This window comes from Agromyces sp. NPDC056523 (assembly GCF_042794545.1).
GTDB lineage: Bacteria > Actinomycetota > Actinomycetes > Actinomycetales > Microbacteriaceae > Agromyces.
The window spans coordinates 449,311-465,600 of sequence record NZ_JBHTTM010000001.1 but is presented as its reverse complement, the minus strand read 5'-3'; the positions used below and the strand labels follow the sequence as shown (position 1 = coordinate 465,600).

The following is a 16,290-nucleotide window of genomic DNA, read 5'->3' as shown; positions in this document are numbered from 1 at the left end:
GACGCACGGAACGTAGCCCGGACCGGGCGGCGCCGTGGGGACTCAGGTCCCGTGGGACGATCGCACGACCAGGGGCGGGCCGGCTACGGCGTTTCGGCCTGGAGGCGCGTGCACTCGGCGCACAGCCCGAACACGTCGACGACGTGCGCCGCGGCGGTGAAGCCGTGCTCGGCGGCGACCCGCTGCGCCCACGCCTCGACCTCGTCGGCCGCGATCTCGACGGTCAGGCCGCAGTTGCGGCAGATGAGGTGGTGGTGGTGGCCGGTGCTGCACGCGCGGTAGAGCGCCTCGCCCTCGGGCGACTGCAGCGAGTCGGCCTCGCCGTTGGTCGCGAGGTCGCCGAGCGCGCGATACACGGTCGCGAGGCCGATCGGCGAGCCGCTCGCGTGCAGCGCCGAATGCAGGGCCTGCGCGCTGATGAAGCCCTCGGTGCCGTCGAGCGCCTCGCGCACCGCCTCGCGCTGCCAGGTGTTCCGCTTCATGCGATCCGTGCGTCCTCCGCGGTCTCCACCGGAATGGGAGCCCGCCTCGAGGGTAGTCGCCGCACCTGTGAGCCGATGAGCGCGACGAGGAAGAACGCGGTGGCGGCGAGCACGATCGACGGACCCGCGGCGACGGCGGCGTACCGCGACACGAGCACGCCGATCACGCCCGACGCGGCGCCGATCAGCGGTGCGACCAGCAGCACGCCGCGGAAGGTCGGCACGACGAGCCGCGCGGCCGCGGCCGGGGCCGCGAGCAGGGCGATGGCGAGGATGGCGCCGACCGCCGGCAGCGCGCTGACGACCGAGGCCGCCGTCAGCGCGAGCACCAGCACCTCGATCGGCCACTCGCGGAATCCCGCGGCCCGGAAGCCCGCGTGGTCGAACGTCGAGAACACGATTCGCGTGCCGAACGCCGCGACGAGGGCGACGGATGCCACGAGCACGACGATCGCGAGGATGATGTCGCCGTCGCTCACCGTCAGGATCGACCCGACCAGCAGCGACTCCGGTTGCACCGGGAGGCCCGGGATCACCGCCTGGAGCAGCGCGCCCGCCGCGAAGCCACCGGTCAGCACGATTCCCGCGGCGACCTGCGCGCCCTGCCGCCGCACGCGCGCGATCCACGACATCACGGCGACGATGACGACGGATGCCGCGGCCGCCCCGAGCGGGACGCTGAAGCCGAGCGCGGCGGCGGCCACCGCTCCGGGGTACGTCGCGTGCGTGAGCGCCTGCGCGAAGAAGGTGCGCCGGCGGAGGACCACGAGCGCGCCGACGAAGCCGGCCCCGGCTCCGATCACGATCGCCGCGACGAGGGCGCGTTCGAAGTAGCCCATCACCGCTCCCCCGCGCTCGTGGTGACGACCGGTCGCGCGGCGGGACGTGCCATCCGGTCGCGGATCAATCGGATCGCCAGGAGCACGGCATAGGCCAGCACGAACACCGCGACGACGGTGGCGCCCGCCGGCAGGTCGACGCCGGCGCCGACCGAGATCGCGAAGCCGAGCGACAGTCCGAGCCACGCGCTCACCGCGCCGACCGCCGCCGCAACGGGGAACAGCCACCACAGGCGGTCGGTCACCAGCCGCGATGACGCCCCCGGCACGATGAGCAGCGCCAAGACGAGGAGCGTGCCGACGGTGCTCGCGCCCGCGACGACGACGAGCGCGACGGCCGAGTTGAGCACGAGGTCGAGGACGAGCGGTCGGTCGCCCCAGGCGCGCCCCGCCTGCGGATCGAACGCGCGCAGCACCTGCTGCTTGAGCGTGACGGCGACCAGCAGTGCCGCGACGAGGGACACGACGATGAGCGGAAGGACGTCCTGCGGGGCGATCGTGAGCACCCGGCCGAAGAGGAGCGCCTCGAGCGCCCCGGCGTAGTCCTCGCTGCGCGAGACCACGATCACGCCGACGCTGAACGCCGCGGTGAGCACGACCGCGACTGCAGCGTCGGATGTCACGCCCGCGCGCACGAAGAGCGTCAGCGCAACGGCGCCCGCGAGCGCGGCGACCGCGGCTCCCGGGACGAGGCCCGCCGTGCCGCCCACGGCGAGGCCGATGGCGAGTCCGGGGAACACGGCATGCGTGAGTCCGTCGCTGATGAACTCGAGCCCACGCAGGTTGACGAGCACGCCGACGAGCCCCGCGACGACCGCGAGCACGAGCAGCACGAGCAACGCCCGACCCATGAAGGGCAGGGCGTAGGCGCCGACGAGTGCGTCCCAGGCGCTCATCGCGGGCCGCTCCCCCGCCGCGCCGCCTCGGACGCGCCGTATGCCGCGATCGGCATCAGTGTCCCTCGTGACCGGGGACGACGAGCGTGTGCTCGTCGAGTTCGACCTCGACGCCGTCGAAGCACTCCTGCACGTTCGAGAGGGTGAGCACGTCGTCGACGGGCCCGCAGCTGAGCTGGGTGCCGTTGACGAGCAGGACCGCGTCGCAGACCTCGCGCGCGAGGTCGAGGTCGTGCGTCGAGACGATCACGGCGACGCCGCGCGCCTTCAGCGCCCGCAGGGTGTCGACGAGGGCCTCGCGGTTCGCCTGGTCGAGCCCGTTGAACGGCTCGTCGAGCAGGAGCAGGCTCGGCTCGGACGCGAGGGCCCGTGCGAGGAGGCCGCGCTGCCGCTGGCCGCCCGAGAGCTCCCCGAAGCGCCGGTCGGCCCGGTCCGCGAGTCCCACGGTGGCGAGCGCCTCGCGCACGAGCTGCCGGTCGCGCCGACCGGGCCACCGGAACAGGCCGAGTCGGCGGTACCGGCCCTGCATGACGACCTGCGCCAGGCTGATCGGGAAGTCGGGATCGAGTTCCACGGCCTGCGGCAGGAAGCCGATCATGCTGTTCGCGGCATCCGTCCGGCCGTCGACTCGCATCTCGCCCGCGACGAGCGGAACGAGGCCGAGGATGCCGCGCAGGAGCGTCGACTTGCCGGCGCCGTTCGGGCCGATCACGGCGAGCGCCTCCCCCGGCGCGACGTCGACCGACAGGCCGGACACGCCGGCGCCGCCCGGGTGCCGGAACGCGGCATCGCGGAGGCGGAGGACGGGCGTCGCGGCGGCGGTCATGCGGTCATCCTCGCAGGGCCTCGGGCAGTGCGGAAGGCTCGACGCCCCACGACTCGAGGATGAGCCGCGCGTTGTGGAGCTGGCTTCCGAGGTAGGTCTCGCCCTCGGAGCCCGGCTGGCCGAGGGAGTCGCCGTACAGGGCGTCCTCGCCCGAGTAGACGGCGACGCCGGCTTCGGCGGCGATGGTCTCGGCCGCCTTCGGCGAGATCGACGCCTCGGAGAAGACCGCCTCCACTCCCGTCCCGCGGATGCGTCGGACGAGGGCGTCGATCTCCGCGGCGCTCGGCTCGGCGTTGTCGTCGAAGCTCGGGATGATGCTGCCCACGAAGGTCACGTCGTACGCGCTGAGGAAGTACGTGAACGCGTCGTGGTTCGTGACGAGCAGCCGCTGCTCGACGGGCACCGTGGCCACGTTCTCGGCGATCCAGGCATCGAGCGCTTCCAGCTGCGCGGCGTAGTCGGACTCGGTCTCGCGCAGGGCCTCGACGTCGACCCCGTCGAGGTCGGCCAGGCCGTCGGCGATGTTCGCGACCATCCGCTCGGCGAGTACCGGGTCGGTCCAGGTGTGCGGGTTGCCGCCGGAGTGGTCGTGGTCGTCCTGCTCGTCTCCTGCAGGCTCGTCGGCGGCATGCTCGTCGGCGTGGTCCGCCTCGTCGCCGTGCGCGTCGTCGGTCGCGGCGAGTTCGATGCCCGTGCTCGCGTCGATGAGGGCGCCGTCGAATCCCGATGCGGCGATCGCGTCGTCGAGCCAGCTCTCGAGGCCGCCGCCGTTGACGACGAGTGCATCGGCCTGGCCGAGTGCGAGCAACTGCGCCGCCGACGGGTCGAACGCGTGCGCGCTCTGCCCCGGCTCCAGCAGCCGCGTGAGCACGACCTGCTCCCCCGCCACCTCGTCGGTGAAGTCGGCGACCTGCGTCGTGGTGGCGACGACGCGAGGACCATCGCCTTCGCCGCCCGCGCCCGGGGACGCGCAGCCCGCCAGCACGGCGGCGGAGATCGCGGCGACGGCGAGGAGCATCAGGCGGGAGGGGCGACCTGGTCGGGTGGGCACGAAGCAACCGTACGCTTATTGATAATGGTTGTCAAAATCAGTTCGGCGCTCGGATGCTGCACCCGAATGTCGCTCGGTGACGGTCGCTGTGGACGGTTCACCCACGTGACACCGGTCCATGCGAGCATGTCTGCCGTGGAGATCACCACGGCACCCATCACGCTGCACCCGTTCACCGTCGCCGACGCCGAGCGCCTGCTCGCGGGCGACGTCGACCCGTTCGACGGGTGGGAGGGCGGTTACTCGTTCACCGACGAGCCCGAACTGCTCGCCGATTACGTCCGCGCGGCCCGGCGCAACGGCGACCCGGCGCCGTTCGGCCCCTACCTGGTGCGCCGCGCGGCCGGCCCCGACGGCGCCGACGGCGCCGCCATCGGCGGCGTGAACCTGTTCGGCCCGCCCGACGAGCGCGGGGCGGTCGAATTCGGCTTCGCCCTCGTCCCCGCCGTTCGCGGCGAGGGCCTCTCGTCCCACGTGGTCGCCGAGTCCCTGAGCCTGATCGCCTCCACCGGGGCGACGATCGCCCGCGCCGACTGCGAGATCGCGAACCTCCCCGCCCGCCGCGTCCTCGAGCGGGCCGGCCTCGTCGAGGTGGCCCGAAGCGCCGACTCCGTCACCCTCGAGATCCGGCTGTAGCGGCTCAGTCCAAGAGCAGCGCGGGCTCCTCGATGATCGAAGCGACGTCGGCGAGGAAGCGGCTGGCCACGTCGCCGTCGACGACGCGGTGGTCGAAGGAACCGCCGATCGTGGTGACATAGCGCGGGCGGACCTCGCCGTCGACCACCCACGGCTTCTGCTTGATCGTGCCGAGGGCGACGATTGCGACTTCGCCGGTGTTGAGGATCGGCGTGCCGGTGTCCATGCCGAAGACCCCGATGTTCGTGATGGTGATCGTGCCGCCCTGCATCTCGGCCGGCTGCGTCTTGCCTTCACGGGCGGTGAGCGTGAGCTGCTCGAGCGCCGTGGCGAGCTCGACCATCGACATCGCCTGCGCCTCCTTGACGTTCGGGACGATCAGGCCTCGCGGGGTCGCCGCGGCGATGCCGAGGTTCACGTAGTGCTTGACGATGATCTCCTCGTCGGTCCACTGCGCGTTGGCGGTGGGGTTGCGCCGGGCCGCCCAGATCATGGCCTTCGCCATGATGAGGAGCGGCGAGATCTTCACGCCCGCGAAGTCGGGGGAGGCCTTGAGCCGCTTGATGTACTCCATCGTTCGGGTGGCATCGACGTCGACGAACACCGATACATGCGGCGCGGAGTATGCACTCTGCACCATCGTCTGCGCGATCACCTTGCGAACGCCCTTCACGGGGATGCGCGTCTCGCGGTCGGTCGGCAGCTCGGGCGTCTGGATGTTCCGGAACACGCTCGCCTGGCTCGCTTCGCGGATGACATCGTCGCGCGTGACCTCGCCGATCGGACCGGTCGGCGTGACGCGCGAGAGGTCGACACCGAGATCCTTGGCGAGCTTGCGGATCGGCGGCTTCGCGATGACCGGCATGCCGTCGTCGGCACGCTCGGCGGGACGTGACGGCTCGGCCGTGACGGCACCACCGACCTGGGCAGGCGCGGCGTTCGCGCCCGTCGCCGGGACGTCGACCGGCGCGGGAGGAACGAGGTGCTCGTGCGCCCCGCCGGGCGACGGATGCCGGCGGCGGCGGCTCCGGGACGGACCAGTGCTGCCGTGTCCGACGAGCACCGCGCCGGCGGTCTCGGGCTCGGAAGCGGGCGCCGGAACGGCTTCGGCAGTCGGCGCCGCGGGAGCAGGCTGCGCAGACATGCCGTCCGCGGCATCCGTTCGGATCACCAGGATCGGCGTGCCGACGTCGACGGTCTGGCCCTCCTCGACGAGCAGCTCGGCGATGGTCCCCTCGAACGCGCTCGGCAGCTCGACGAGCGACTTCGCCGTCTCGATCTCGACGAACACCTGGTCGAGCGCGACGCGGTCGCCGGGGGCGACGCGCCACTGCACGATCTCGGCTTCGGTGAGGCCCTCGCCCACATCGGGCAGCGGGAACCGGATCTCGCTCATCGTGCTCCTCGGGTTGTCTGGCGGTTCAGAAGGACAGCGCGCGGTCGACGGCCTCGAGCACGCGATCGGCGCTCGGCAGGTACTCCGTCTCGAGTGCGGCGGGCGGGAAGGGCGTGTCGAACGCCGACACGCGCAGTACGGGCGCCTCGAGCGAGTAGAACGCGCGCTCGGCGACCGTGGCGGCGATCTCGGAGCCGACGCTCACGGAACCGTACGCCTCCTGTGCCACGACGAGGCGACCGGTGCGCTGCACGGAGTCGACGATGGGCCCGTAGTCGATGGGGGAGAGGGAGCGCAGGTCGACGACCTCGAGGCTCCGGCCCTCCTCGGCGGCGATGTCGGCCGCCTGCAGCAGCGTGGCCACCATCGCGCCGTGCCCGACCACGGTGACGTCGTCGCCGCGGCGCACGACCCGGCTCGCGTGCAGGGGCAGGCCGCTGTGATCGTGGTCGACGGGCCCCTTCGGCCAGTACCGGCTCTTGGGTTCGAAGAAGAGGACCGGATCGTTCGAGGCGATGGCCTCCTGGATCATCCAGTAGGCGTCGTGGGGCGACGACGGGCTCACGACCCGCAGCCCGGGCGTGTGCGCGAAGTACGCCTCGGGGCTCTCCTGGTGGTGCTCGATCGAGCCGATGTGGCCACCGTAGGGCACTCGGATCACGACGGGCATCGAGACGGTTCCGTCGTGCCGGACCGTCTGCCGCGCGAGCTGCGTCGTGATCTGGTCGAACGCCGGGAAGATGAAGCCGTCGAACTGGATCTCGATGACGGGACGGTAGCCGCGCATCGCGAGCCCGATCGCCGTTCCGACGATCCCGGACTCGGCGAGGGGAGTGTCGAGCACGCGGCGGTCGCCGAACTCGTCGAGCAGTCCCTCGGTCACGCGGAACACGCCGCCGAGCGCGCCGATGTCCTCGCCCATGAGCAGGACCTTGTCGTCGGCTCGCATCGCCTCGCGCAGCCCGGCGGTGATGGCCTTCGCCATTGACAGCGTGTGCACGCCGCGCAGGCCCGCGTCGTCCTGGTCCGCGGGCGCACCCGCGAGCGTCCCGGTCGTCTCGACCGTCATGCCTGGCCTCCTTCGAACGAGGTCTCGTACTCCTCGAGCCACGCCGCCTGCGCCTCCACGAGAGGGTGCGGCTCGCTGTAGACGTGCGCGAAGATGTCGCGGCGCGGGGGACCGGTGATCTCGAGCGTGCGCGCGCGAACGTCGGCGGCGACATCCGATGCCTCTTCGTCGACCTCGTCGAAGAAGGCGGATGCCGCGCCCCGGCCCTCGAGCCAGGTGCGGTAGCGCGTGATCGGGTCCCGTTCCGTCCAGTACGCGACCTCGTCGTCGGTGCGGTACTTCGTGGGGTCGTCGGCCGTTGTGTGCGCGCCCATCCGATAGGTCACCGCTTCGATGAAGCTCGGACCCTCGCCCGCGCGCGCCTCTTCGAGCGCCTGCCGCGTGACCGCATAGCTCGCGAGCACGTCGTTGCCGTCGATGCGGATGCCCGGCATGCCGAACCCGCCGCCGCGCAGCGAGAGGGGGCTGCGCGACTGGCGCGAGACCGGCACGGAAATGGCCCACTGGTTGTTCTGCACGAAGAAGACCTGCGGCGTGGCGTAGCTCGACGCGAACACGAGCGCCTCGCTGGCATCGCCCTGCGAGGTCGACCCGTCGCCGTAGTACACCAGCACCGCGGCATCCGCCTCGGGATCGCCGGTCGCGGTCGCGCCGTCGAACTGCAGGCCCATGGCGTAGCCCGTGGCGTGCAGGGTCTGCGACGCGAGCACGAGCGTGTAGAGGTGGAAGTTGCCGTTCTCGGCGGGATTCCAGCCGCCGAGCGTCGCGCCCTTGAGCAATCGCAGGATGTTCACCGGGTCGAGGCCGCGGATCATGCCGACGACGTGCTCGCGGTACGACGGGAAGATGTGGTCCTGCGGTCGCGCCGCTCGGATGGAGCCGACCTGCGCCGCTTCCTGGCCGTGGCTCGGCACCCACAGGGCGAGCTGGCCCTGGCGCTGGAGGTTCGCGCCCATCACGTCGATGCGGCGCGAGAGGACCATGTCGCGGTAGAACTGCTCGAGCGCGGCATCGGGAAGTGCCTCGATGAGCGGGAGGTAGGGCTCGGCCTCGGCGGTCGGGCGCAGGTCGCCCTCGGGCGTCAGGAGCTGGACCGTCGGTGCGGTGAAGTCGCGTGAGGGGGCTGCCACCGTTCCACGGTACCCGCTCGTTCGGGGCCCCTTCTTGTGAAGGTCAGACAAGCTCCTTGAGAACGCTTAGGAGCACGTCCACAGATTCCGGCTCGCCGACCGACACGCGGATGCCGTCCTCGGGGAACGCTCGCGCGACGATCCCGGCCTCGAACAGGCGCTCGGAGACCTCGACGGTGCGCTCACCGGTGGGCAGCCAGACGAAGTTGCCCTGCGCCGCGGGGATCGGCCAGCCCTGAGCGATCAGGGCGTCGCGCAGGGCGTCGCGGCGGGCGGCGAGGACGTCGACCCGGCCGAGCAGCTCGGCCTCGGCGTCGGGCTCGAGCGCCGCGAGGGCGCCTGCGGTGGCGACGGCCGTCACGCCGAGGGGGATCGCGGTGGCCCGCGCGGCGTCGAGGATCTCGACCGGCCCGATCGCGTAACCGACGCGGACGCCCGCCAGGCCGTACGCCTTCGAGAACGTGCGGAGCACGACGAGGTTGGGGTGGCGGCCGATGAGCTCGCTGCCGACGACGGATGCCTCGTCCCGGACGAACTCGGCGTACGCCTCGTCGAGCAGCACGAGCCGGTCGGCCGGCACGCGCGCCATGAACCGCTCGAACTCGTCGCGCGTGACGGCGACGCCGGTGGGGTTGTTGGGGGAGCAGACGATGATCACACGCGTGCGGTCGGTCACGGCCGCCGCCATGGCGTCGAGGTCGTGGCCGTGGTCGGCGCGGTTCGGCACCTGCACGCTTCGGGCACCCGCGACGGTCACGAGGCCGGGGTACGCCTCGAAGGAGCGCCACGAGTAGACGACCTCGTCGCCCGGCGCGGCCGCGGCGAGCACGAACTGCGCGAGCAACGAGACGGATCCGGCACCGACGAGCACCTCGTCGGCCGTGACGCCGTAGCGTTGGGCGAGCTTCTCGCGCAGGACGAGCGCCGTGGCATCCGGGTAGCGGTTGACCTCGGCGGCGGCGGCGGCGATCGCACGCTCGACGGCCGGGACGGGCGGCCACGGGTTCTCGTTGCTCGAGAGCTTGAAGCCGTTCGCCGGGGCCGGACGGCCCTGCCGGTACGGGGGGAGGGCGGCGATCTCGGGGCGCAGGCGGACCTGTGCGTTCGTGGGCTCCGGTGCGGTCACGGATTCCACCGTACCCCTTCGGTGCGGCAGGCCCCGCTGCCATACTCGGGGCATGCGCTTCCTGCTGAAGATCGTCGTCTCGGCGTTCGCCCTGTGGCTCACGACCTTCCTCGTGGCGGGCGTGCGCGTGGTGCCGTACGAGGACACCGACCTCGCCACCGTGCTCACGTACCTGCTCATCGCCCTGATCTTCGGCGTCGTCAACGCGACGGTCGGCACCTTCATCCGCATCGTCGGGTTCCCCCTCTACGTGCTGACGCTCGGCCTGATCTCGTTCATCGTCAACGGCCTGCTGCTGCTCATCGTCGACTGGATCAGTGGGCTGATCGGCTTCGGCCTCGAGGTGGACGGCTTCTGGTGGGGCGTGCTCGGCGCGCTCGTGCTGGGGGTCATCAGCTGGCTCATCGGCCTGGTGGTTCGCCCGCGCGACTGACGCGCGCCGCTAACCCGGCGAGCAGGTGTCGGGCGCCGGCGCACGGCCGTCGCCCGCTTCTCGATCGTCGCGGACGGCTCGCCAATACGTGACGTCGGCGGAGCCTGCGTCTGTGAACGCTGCGATCCGCGCCCGGAACTCCCGGAGGCGCTCGTCGTCGGACGCGTCGATCGCCTCCGCGGTCCCTCGGTAGGCGGTCAGCGCATGGGCGGGAACCGCGGCGTCGTCGCCGTGCACGAGCTCGCCGACGCTGCGCTCGACGACGACCCGCCCGGTCGCCGCGACACCGTGCCCGCCAGTCGCCGGGACGAAGTCCTCGGCGTGCTCGACCGAGAGCATCGGGACGTCGCCCGTGTCGACCTGCCCGACGGGTCCGCCGAGGTTCACCGCGGCCACGATCTCGAGGGAGGGATCGGCCGCGAGGTTCGCGACCGCGATCCCGCCGGCCGAATGGCCGACCAGGACGATCGGATCGCCGGGCGCGATGCCCGCCTGTTCCATCGCCGACCGGATGGCGCGTTCACCGGCTCCGGCGGTGGTCGTCGCCGCTGCGGACTCGGCGACCATGTGCACGTTCGACGTGGAATCGTACGGCTCCACCCCCGGCACGACGGTGAAGTCGGCGGTGCCGGCCGAGTACACGACCCAGCGCGGGCCGTCGGCGCCGGCGTAGCGCTCGATCCGGATCTGGGGAGCGTCGGCGTCGGACGGCGGGACCCGGTGGGCGAGGTCGCCGATCCCACGCGGCGGGGGAGCGGCCGTGCCGGTCGCACCCGAGGCGCTCGTCTCAGGCGGGTCGGCCCGGCGCACGCGGACGGGCGTCTCGACGAGCGCGGTCGTGCCGGCCACGAGCCCGACCAGCCCGGCCGCCGCGATGGCCATCGCGGCGTTCTCGGGAACCTCGATGTCGGAGCCGGCCGCCCAGAGGCCGGGATTGCGCAGCAGGCCCGCCACGAACTCGTCGGCGTCGTCGGCCACGGCCCGCACGAGCGAGACGAACCGCGGGTCGGCCAGCACCTCACGACCGTGCTCGGCGAACAGCATCGCGAACGCGGCGCGCGTCGCCTCCGGAGCGATCAGCGAGGAGGCCGCGACCGCGCCTCCGAACGCGAGGGCCGTCGGCCCGATCGACAGGCCGAGCGCCGGCGCCATCACCCCGAGCAGGCCGGCGGCGAGCCGCACCCCGAAACGACCGCTCGCCGAGCTGCGCTCGGCCTCGTCGTATCCGTCAGCGCTCATGACCAGGGCGCCGGCGAGCTCGCGCGCATCGGCCTCGCTCGACGCCAATGCCAGGTGCGCCCATCCGAACGTCTCGGGGTGCTCGATCGCCAGTCCGTCCCGCGTCGCTCGCTCGCGGATCGCGGCCGCGCGGTCACGCCAGCCGGCGAGGATGTCGGCCACGGTCGAGAACTTGAGCGCATCGGCCCGGAGCTCTTCGGTCGCGACCGCGGTGGTGACCCCCGGGCCGCTGACGATCAGGTCGCCCAACGCGACTCCCCGCGGTATCCGGTGAGCCAGGACAGGTCGTCCGGCGGCGGGTCGGCGAGGGCGGCACGCACCCGCTCCGCCTCCGCAGCGAGTGACGCCTCGACCTCCCCGAGCAGTCGCTCGGCGTTGGCGATGGCGCGGCGGATCGACTCGCGACGGTCGGCGTACGCGGCCGCAGCGCGGGAGTGCCACGTCGCGTTGCCCTCCGGAACGAGCCCCGGTCGCACCGACTCGACCTCGGCACGCAGCTCGCGCAGCTCGGCGAGCGCGGACTCGAGGTCGATGAGCCATCGCCGGCGCGCGATCATCACCGGGTCGTAGGCGGGTTCGACGAGCGGCATGCATTGAGCCTCGCCGACCCGTCGCCGCCGTCGCCCGGAACTCGCCCGCCGGAGGAATCCGCGCCGGGCGGGCCGCCCGTGGAGGACGAGTCCGCCCCGGGCCGCGCGTCAGTCGAGCAGCACCTGCTCGAGCGCGTGCGCGCCCACGCGTCCGATCGGACCGCCGTCGACCCCGATGATGTCGACGATGGACGAGCCGATCGCCAGCGCCCACCCCCTCGCGCGCGCCCAGTCCGCGGCATCCGTCGGCCGTAACCGCTCGATGCGGTGACGGAACGCGGCACGCCCCTCGGTATCGAATGCCATCCACGCCGCGGCGAGGTCCGTCGCCGGATCACCCGCCGTGACGTCGCCCCAGTCGAGCACCGCGGCGAGGCGCCATCCGTCGCCGTCGGCCCGGCGCTCGAGCAGCAGGTTCCCCGGGTGCGGGTCGCCGTGCAGCCACCTCGGTGCACCCGTCCACGGGGGCGCGGCGAGCGCGTCGGCCCAGACCGCGGCCAACGCCGCGACATCCGTCGCCACGGCCCGCTCGAGCCGCCCGGACCCGAGCCGCTCGGCCATCATCTCATCCCGCGTCGCGAGCGGCACCCCGCGCGACGGATGGTCGGGCGCGTCCGCCGGGGCCGGCCCCCCGATCGCGACGAGCACGTCGGCGAGCGCCTCGGCGATGGGCCGGCGGTCGGCCGGCACGACGGATGCCGCGGTCTCGCCGTCGAACCACGGCGTGATGCTCCACGCATACGGGTATCCCAGCGCGGGCCGACCCGTCGCCACGGGCACCGGCGCGCGGACGCCGTCGGGCAGCGACGAGGCGATGACGGGCAGCCAACGCTGCTCCGACCGCAGGAGGCGGGCGCCGAGCTCGCGCCGCGGCATCCGCGCCGCCCACTGGTCGCCGACCCGGAAGATCGCGTTGTCCCACCCGTTGGCGACGAGCTCGACCGGGCCGGCGAACGACGGATGCTGCGCCGCCACCAGTCGCGCGACCAGCGACGTGTCGAGGTGCACGTCGGCCTCTGGCGCATCCGCTGTCATCGCCACCTCCGCGCTCGCCCCCCGAAACGGGGTACCCCGACCGGATCCGGCTCTGTTCCGACGTGCCCGGCCTCGTCCACAATAGGTGCCATGACGCGTGCGGGACCCGCGGGGGAGGCCGCGCAGCGATTCCGTGTCTCGTTCGTATGCACCGGCAACATCTGCCGGTCGCCGATGGCGGAGGTCGTGCTGCGCTCCCTCGCCGAGCGTGCCGGGCTCGAGGAGCGCCTCGCGATCGAGTCGGCCGCGACCGGCGACTGGCACGTGGGGGAGCAGGCGGACCAGCGCACGATCGAGGCGCTCGCCCGCGCGGGCTACGACGGCTCGAAGCATCGAGCCCGCCAGTTCGACCCGGAGGACTTCCCGGACATCGACCTCGTCGTCGCATTCGACCGCGGGCAGTCGCGCGTGCTGCGCAACTGGGCGCGCAACACGTACGACGAGCACAAGGTGCGGCTGCTGCTCGAGTTCGACCCCGAGCTCTCGCCCCTCCAGGACGTGCCCGACCCGTACTACAGCGACGATGCGACCTTCGACCAGGTTCTTGGGATGATAGAGCGGTCGACGTCGGCCCTCTTCCGGCAACTCGCTCCCGCTCTCAGACAAGGACTCCGATGACCTCGCTGCCTCCCCAGCCGCTCAGCCCCCTCGACGGCCGGTACCGCGCGGCGGTCGGCGAGCTCGGCGAGCACCTCTCCGAAGCGGGGCTGAACCGCGCGCGCGTGCACGTCGAGATCGAGTGGCTGATCGCGCAGACCGACCGCGGCTTCTTCGGCACGACCGCGCTCACCGATGCCGAGAAGCAGGCGTTGCGCAGCGTCGTCACCGAGTTCGGCCAGGCCGACATCGACGAGCTCGGACGCATCGAGGCCACGACGCGGCACGACGTGAAGGCCGTCGAGTACTTCGTGCGGGCGCAGCTCGACCGGCTCGGGCTCTCGCACCTGGCCGAGCTCACGCACTTCGCGTGCACGAGCGAGGACATCAACAACCTCTCGTACGCGCTGACCGTGCGCGACGCGGTCGCGCAGGTCTGGCTGCCCAAGTACCGGGCCGTCATCGCGAAGCTGATCGGACTCGCGCAGGAGCACCGCGACGCGGCGATGCTCTCGCGCACGCACGGACAGCCCGCCACGCCGACCACCATGGGCAAGGAGCTCGCGGTGTTCGCGTACCGCCTCGAGCGCATCCTCCGCCAGGTCGAGGCGACGGAGTACCTGGGCAAGTTCTCGGGCGCGACGGGCACCTTCTCGGCGCACGTGGTGGCGGCGCCGGATGTCTCGTGGCCCGAGGTCTCGCGTGAGTTCGTCGAGTCGCTCGGGCTCACCTGGAACCCCCTCACGACCCAGATCGAGTCGCACGACTGGCAGGCCGAGCTGTACGGCCGCATCTCGCACGCCAACCGCGTACTGCACAACCTCGCGACCGACATCTGGACCTACATCTCGCTCGGCTACTTCCGCCAGATCCCGGCGGCCGGGGCGACCGGCTCGTCCACGATGCCGCACAAGGTCAACCCGATCCGCTTCGAGAATGCCGAGGCGAACCTCGAGCTCTCGTCGGCCGTGCTCGACTCCCTCGCCGCGACCCTGGTGACGAGCCGGCTCCAGCGCGATCTCACCGACTCGAGCTCGCAGCGCAACATCGGCGTTGGCTTCGGCCACTCGGTGCTCGCGCTCGACAACATCCTCCGCGGCCTCGACGAGATCGACCTCGACCGCGACCTGCTGCTGGCCGACCTCGACGGCAACTGGGAGGTCCTCGGCGAGGCGATCCAGACGGTCATCCGGGCCGAGGTCGCCGCGGGTGATTCGACCATCGCCGACCCGTACGCGCTGCTGAAGGAGCTCACGCGCGGCAAGCGCGTCGGCGCGGCCGACCTCGCCGAGTTCGTCCAGGGCCTTCAGATCACGGATGCCGCGAAGCAGCGCCTGCTCGCACTGACCCCGGCGACGTACGTGGGGCTCGCCGACCAGCTCGTCGACCGCCTCGGGGCCGACGCGGCGGAGTGACCCGCACGCGAGCGCCGCTCGGCGAGTGATCGCCGACGCCCCACCCGGAATCGCGGATCGGGGACCACCGACCCGTCACATGTCGCGGATGCGCTCCCCGTCGTCGACGCGACCGGCGGCGACCGCGTCGGATCGGCCCGGGCGAGCCGCGCGCGGGCCGAGGAGCGCCGCGCCACGGCGGGTGAGGATCGACAGCGCGGCCGCGATGGCGCACAGCGCCGCGCCGCCCCACCACGCCCAGGTGTAGGTGCCCGACACGTCGCGAACGACCCCCGCGGTGAACGCGGCGACGGCCGCCCCGATCTGGTGCGAGGCGAACACCCACCCGAACACGATGGTTCCGCGGTCGCCGAAGATCTCCCGGCACAGCGCGACCGTCGGCGGAACCGTGGCGACCCAGTCCAGCCCGTAGATCACCACGAACAGGATCATGCTCGGGTGCACCTGGTCGGAGAGCAGCCAGGGCAGCAGCAACAAGCCGACGCCGCGGAACGCGTAGTAGGCGACGAGCAGCTTGCGCGGATCGAACTTGTCGGTGAGCCATCCGGATGCGATGGTGCCGGCGATGTCGAAGATGCCGACGACCGCGAGCAGGCCGGCCGCCGTCGTGGCGGCCATGCCGTGATCGTGGGCCGAGGGGATGAAGTGGATGCCGACGAGACCGTTCGTCGTGGCGCCGCAGATCGCGAAGGCGATCGCGAGTGCCCAGAACGCCTTGGTGCGAGCGGCGACCGCGAGGCCGTCGAGCGCGCGTCGGACCGCGCCGCCGACCGCGGGGGCGGGCGGGACGTACGTCTCGGGGTCGGCGCCGTAGGGGAGCACGCCGCGTTCCTCGGGATGGTCGCGGATGACGAGCCACACGAGCGGCACGGCGGCCAGCGCCGTGCCGGCGATGACCAGGGAGGCAGGGCGCCATCCGATGCCCTCGGCCAGCGCGGCCACGGGCGGCAGGATGATCAGCTGCCCGGTCGCGGCGCCCGCGGTGAGGATGCCCATCACGAGGCCGCGGCGACGGACGAACCAGCGGTTCGCGATGGTCGCCGCGAAGACGAGCGCCATCGCACCGGTCCCGGTGCCGATCAGCACGCCCCAGAAGACGAGCAGCTGCCACGACTCCGTCATCAGGATGCTGCCGCCGGCGCCGAGCGCGACGAGGAGCAGTGCGGTCGAGACCACCAGCCGCATGCCGAACCGGTCCATGAGCGCCGCGGCGAACGGCGCGACGAGTCCGTAGAGCACGAGGTTGATGCCCACCGCGAGCGACATGATGCTCGTCGACCAGCCGAACTCCTCGTGCAGCGGGAGCATCAGCGCGCCGGGGGCGCCGCGGAAGCCGGCCGCGCCCAGCAGCGCCAGGAACGCGACCGCGGCGACCCACCACGCCGGGTGGATCCGGCGTCGGCGTTCGGCACGGTCTCCGGTGGCGAGGTCGATGCCGGCGGAGCCGGGGTCGGAAGGCGTCATTCCGACCATTCTGGCCGACGGGATCGCGTCAGTGGAACGGGAAGGAACTGAACGGACGCCGGCCCC

General features: G+C 72.4%; 17 protein-coding genes. 4 read left to right on the top strand and 13 right to left on the bottom strand.

Going from position 1 to position 16,290, the window contains the following annotated elements; all coding sequences use genetic code 11:
• Positions 1-83: 83 nt before the first annotated feature.
• The 5 genes from ACFQ58_RS02225 to ACFQ58_RS02205 are packed head-to-tail and all read right to left on the bottom strand — an operon-like array spanning position 84 to position 4,094.
• Positions 84-482 carry a Fur family transcriptional regulator gene (locus tag ACFQ58_RS02225; protein WP_376949091.1) on the bottom strand — a complete coding sequence of 133 codons (399 nt, stop codon included), beginning with the start codon at positions 480-482 and terminating at the stop codon, positions 84-86.
• Positions 479-1,321 (bottom strand): metal ABC transporter permease, encoded by an 843-nt coding sequence (locus ACFQ58_RS02220; protein ID WP_376949089.1) that lies wholly within the window; start codon positions 1,319-1,321, stop codon positions 479-481. Before ACFQ58_RS02220 ends, ACFQ58_RS02225 begins: the two co-directional genes overlap by 4 nt.
• A complete protein-coding gene (locus tag ACFQ58_RS02215; RefSeq protein ID WP_376949087.1) occupies positions 1,321-2,217 on the bottom strand; it encodes a metal ABC transporter permease in 897 nt (298 codons plus the stop codon). The genes ACFQ58_RS02220 and ACFQ58_RS02215 overlap by 1 nt, the downstream gene beginning before the upstream one ends.
• A gap of 55 nt (positions 2,218-2,272) precedes the next feature.
• Positions 2,273-3,043 carry a metal ABC transporter ATP-binding protein gene (locus tag ACFQ58_RS02210; RefSeq protein ID WP_376949085.1) on the bottom strand — a complete coding sequence of 257 codons (771 nt, stop codon included), beginning with the start codon at positions 3,041-3,043 and terminating at the stop codon, positions 2,273-2,275.
• Positions 3,044-3,047: 4 nt separating this feature from the next.
• Complete coding sequence (locus tag ACFQ58_RS02205; RefSeq protein WP_376949083.1) at positions 3,048-4,094, bottom strand: metal ABC transporter substrate-binding protein; 1,047 nt, start codon at positions 4,092-4,094, stop codon at positions 3,048-3,050.
• A 135-nt stretch (positions 4,095-4,229) separates the two neighbouring features.
• Between ACFQ58_RS02205 and ACFQ58_RS02200 the strand changes: the two genes are divergently transcribed.
• Positions 4,230-4,730: a GNAT family N-acetyltransferase gene (locus ACFQ58_RS02200; RefSeq protein WP_376949081.1), complete on the top strand. Its 501-nt coding sequence runs from the start codon at positions 4,230-4,232 to the stop codon at positions 4,728-4,730.
• A 4-nt stretch (positions 4,731-4,734) separates the two neighbouring features.
• Here the strand turns inward: ACFQ58_RS02200 and ACFQ58_RS02195 are convergent, their stop codons facing one another.
• From ACFQ58_RS02195 to ACFQ58_RS02180, 4 genes are all read right to left on the bottom strand, one after another.
• Positions 4,735-6,126, bottom strand: a complete 1,392-nt coding sequence (locus ACFQ58_RS02195) for a dihydrolipoamide acetyltransferase family protein (RefSeq protein ID WP_376949079.1) — start codon at positions 6,124-6,126, stop codon at positions 4,735-4,737.
• 25 nt (positions 6,127-6,151) lie between these two features.
• Positions 6,152-7,111 (bottom strand): alpha-ketoacid dehydrogenase subunit beta, encoded by a 960-nt coding sequence (locus tag ACFQ58_RS02190; protein WP_376950323.1) that lies wholly within the window; start codon positions 7,109-7,111, stop codon positions 6,152-6,154.
• 80 nt (positions 7,112-7,191) lie between these two features.
• Positions 7,192-8,325 (bottom strand): thiamine pyrophosphate-dependent dehydrogenase E1 component subunit alpha, encoded by a 1,134-nt coding sequence (locus ACFQ58_RS02185; protein WP_376949077.1) that lies wholly within the window; start codon positions 8,323-8,325, stop codon positions 7,192-7,194.
• A 43-nt stretch (positions 8,326-8,368) separates the two neighbouring features.
• A complete protein-coding gene (locus ACFQ58_RS02180; RefSeq protein ID WP_376949075.1) occupies positions 8,369-9,451 on the bottom strand; it encodes a histidinol-phosphate transaminase in 1,083 nt (360 codons plus the stop codon).
• Positions 9,452-9,503: 52 nt separating this feature from the next.
• Between ACFQ58_RS02180 and ACFQ58_RS02175 the strand changes: the two genes are divergently transcribed.
• Positions 9,504-9,884: a phage holin family protein gene (locus ACFQ58_RS02175; RefSeq protein WP_376949073.1), complete on the top strand. Its 381-nt coding sequence runs from the start codon at positions 9,504-9,506 to the stop codon at positions 9,882-9,884.
• A gap of 9 nt (positions 9,885-9,893) precedes the next feature.
• Here ACFQ58_RS02175 and ACFQ58_RS02170 read toward each other — a convergent pair whose 3' ends face one another.
• The 3 genes from ACFQ58_RS02170 to ACFQ58_RS02160 all read right to left on the bottom strand — a co-directional run bounded on the left by ACFQ58_RS02170 (position 9,894) and on the right by ACFQ58_RS02160 (position 12,748).
• On the bottom strand, positions 9,894-11,372 hold the full coding sequence (locus ACFQ58_RS02170) for a hypothetical protein (protein WP_376949071.1): 1,479 nt from the start codon (positions 11,370-11,372) through the stop codon (positions 9,894-9,896).
• A complete protein-coding gene (locus ACFQ58_RS02165) occupies positions 11,360-11,713 on the bottom strand; it encodes a hypothetical protein (RefSeq protein WP_376949069.1) in 354 nt (117 codons plus the stop codon). Before ACFQ58_RS02165 ends, ACFQ58_RS02170 begins: the two co-directional genes overlap by 13 nt.
• Before the next feature lie 108 nt (positions 11,714-11,821).
• Entirely contained in the window at positions 11,822-12,748 is a 927-nt protein-coding gene (locus ACFQ58_RS02160) for an aminoglycoside phosphotransferase family protein (RefSeq protein WP_376949067.1), read from the bottom strand.
• 90 nt (positions 12,749-12,838) lie between these two features.
• Here ACFQ58_RS02160 and ACFQ58_RS02155 point away from each other — a divergent pair, with 90 nt between their 5' ends.
• Both ACFQ58_RS02155 and purB read left to right on the top strand, forming a co-directional pair.
• On the top strand, positions 12,839-13,366 hold the full coding sequence (locus tag ACFQ58_RS02155) for a low molecular weight protein-tyrosine-phosphatase (RefSeq protein WP_376949065.1): 528 nt from the start codon (positions 12,839-12,841) through the stop codon (positions 13,364-13,366).
• Entirely contained in the window at positions 13,363-14,760 is a 1,398-nt protein-coding gene (purB, locus tag ACFQ58_RS02150) for an adenylosuccinate lyase (protein WP_376949063.1), read from the top strand. The genes ACFQ58_RS02155 and purB overlap by 4 nt, the downstream gene beginning before the upstream one ends.
• 75 nt (positions 14,761-14,835) lie before the next feature.
• Here purB and ACFQ58_RS02145 read toward each other — a convergent pair whose 3' ends face one another.
• Positions 14,836-16,224: an MFS transporter gene (locus ACFQ58_RS02145; protein WP_376949061.1), complete on the bottom strand. Its 1,389-nt coding sequence runs from the start codon at positions 16,222-16,224 to the stop codon at positions 14,836-14,838.
• Between the last annotated feature and the right edge of the window lie 66 nt (positions 16,225-16,290).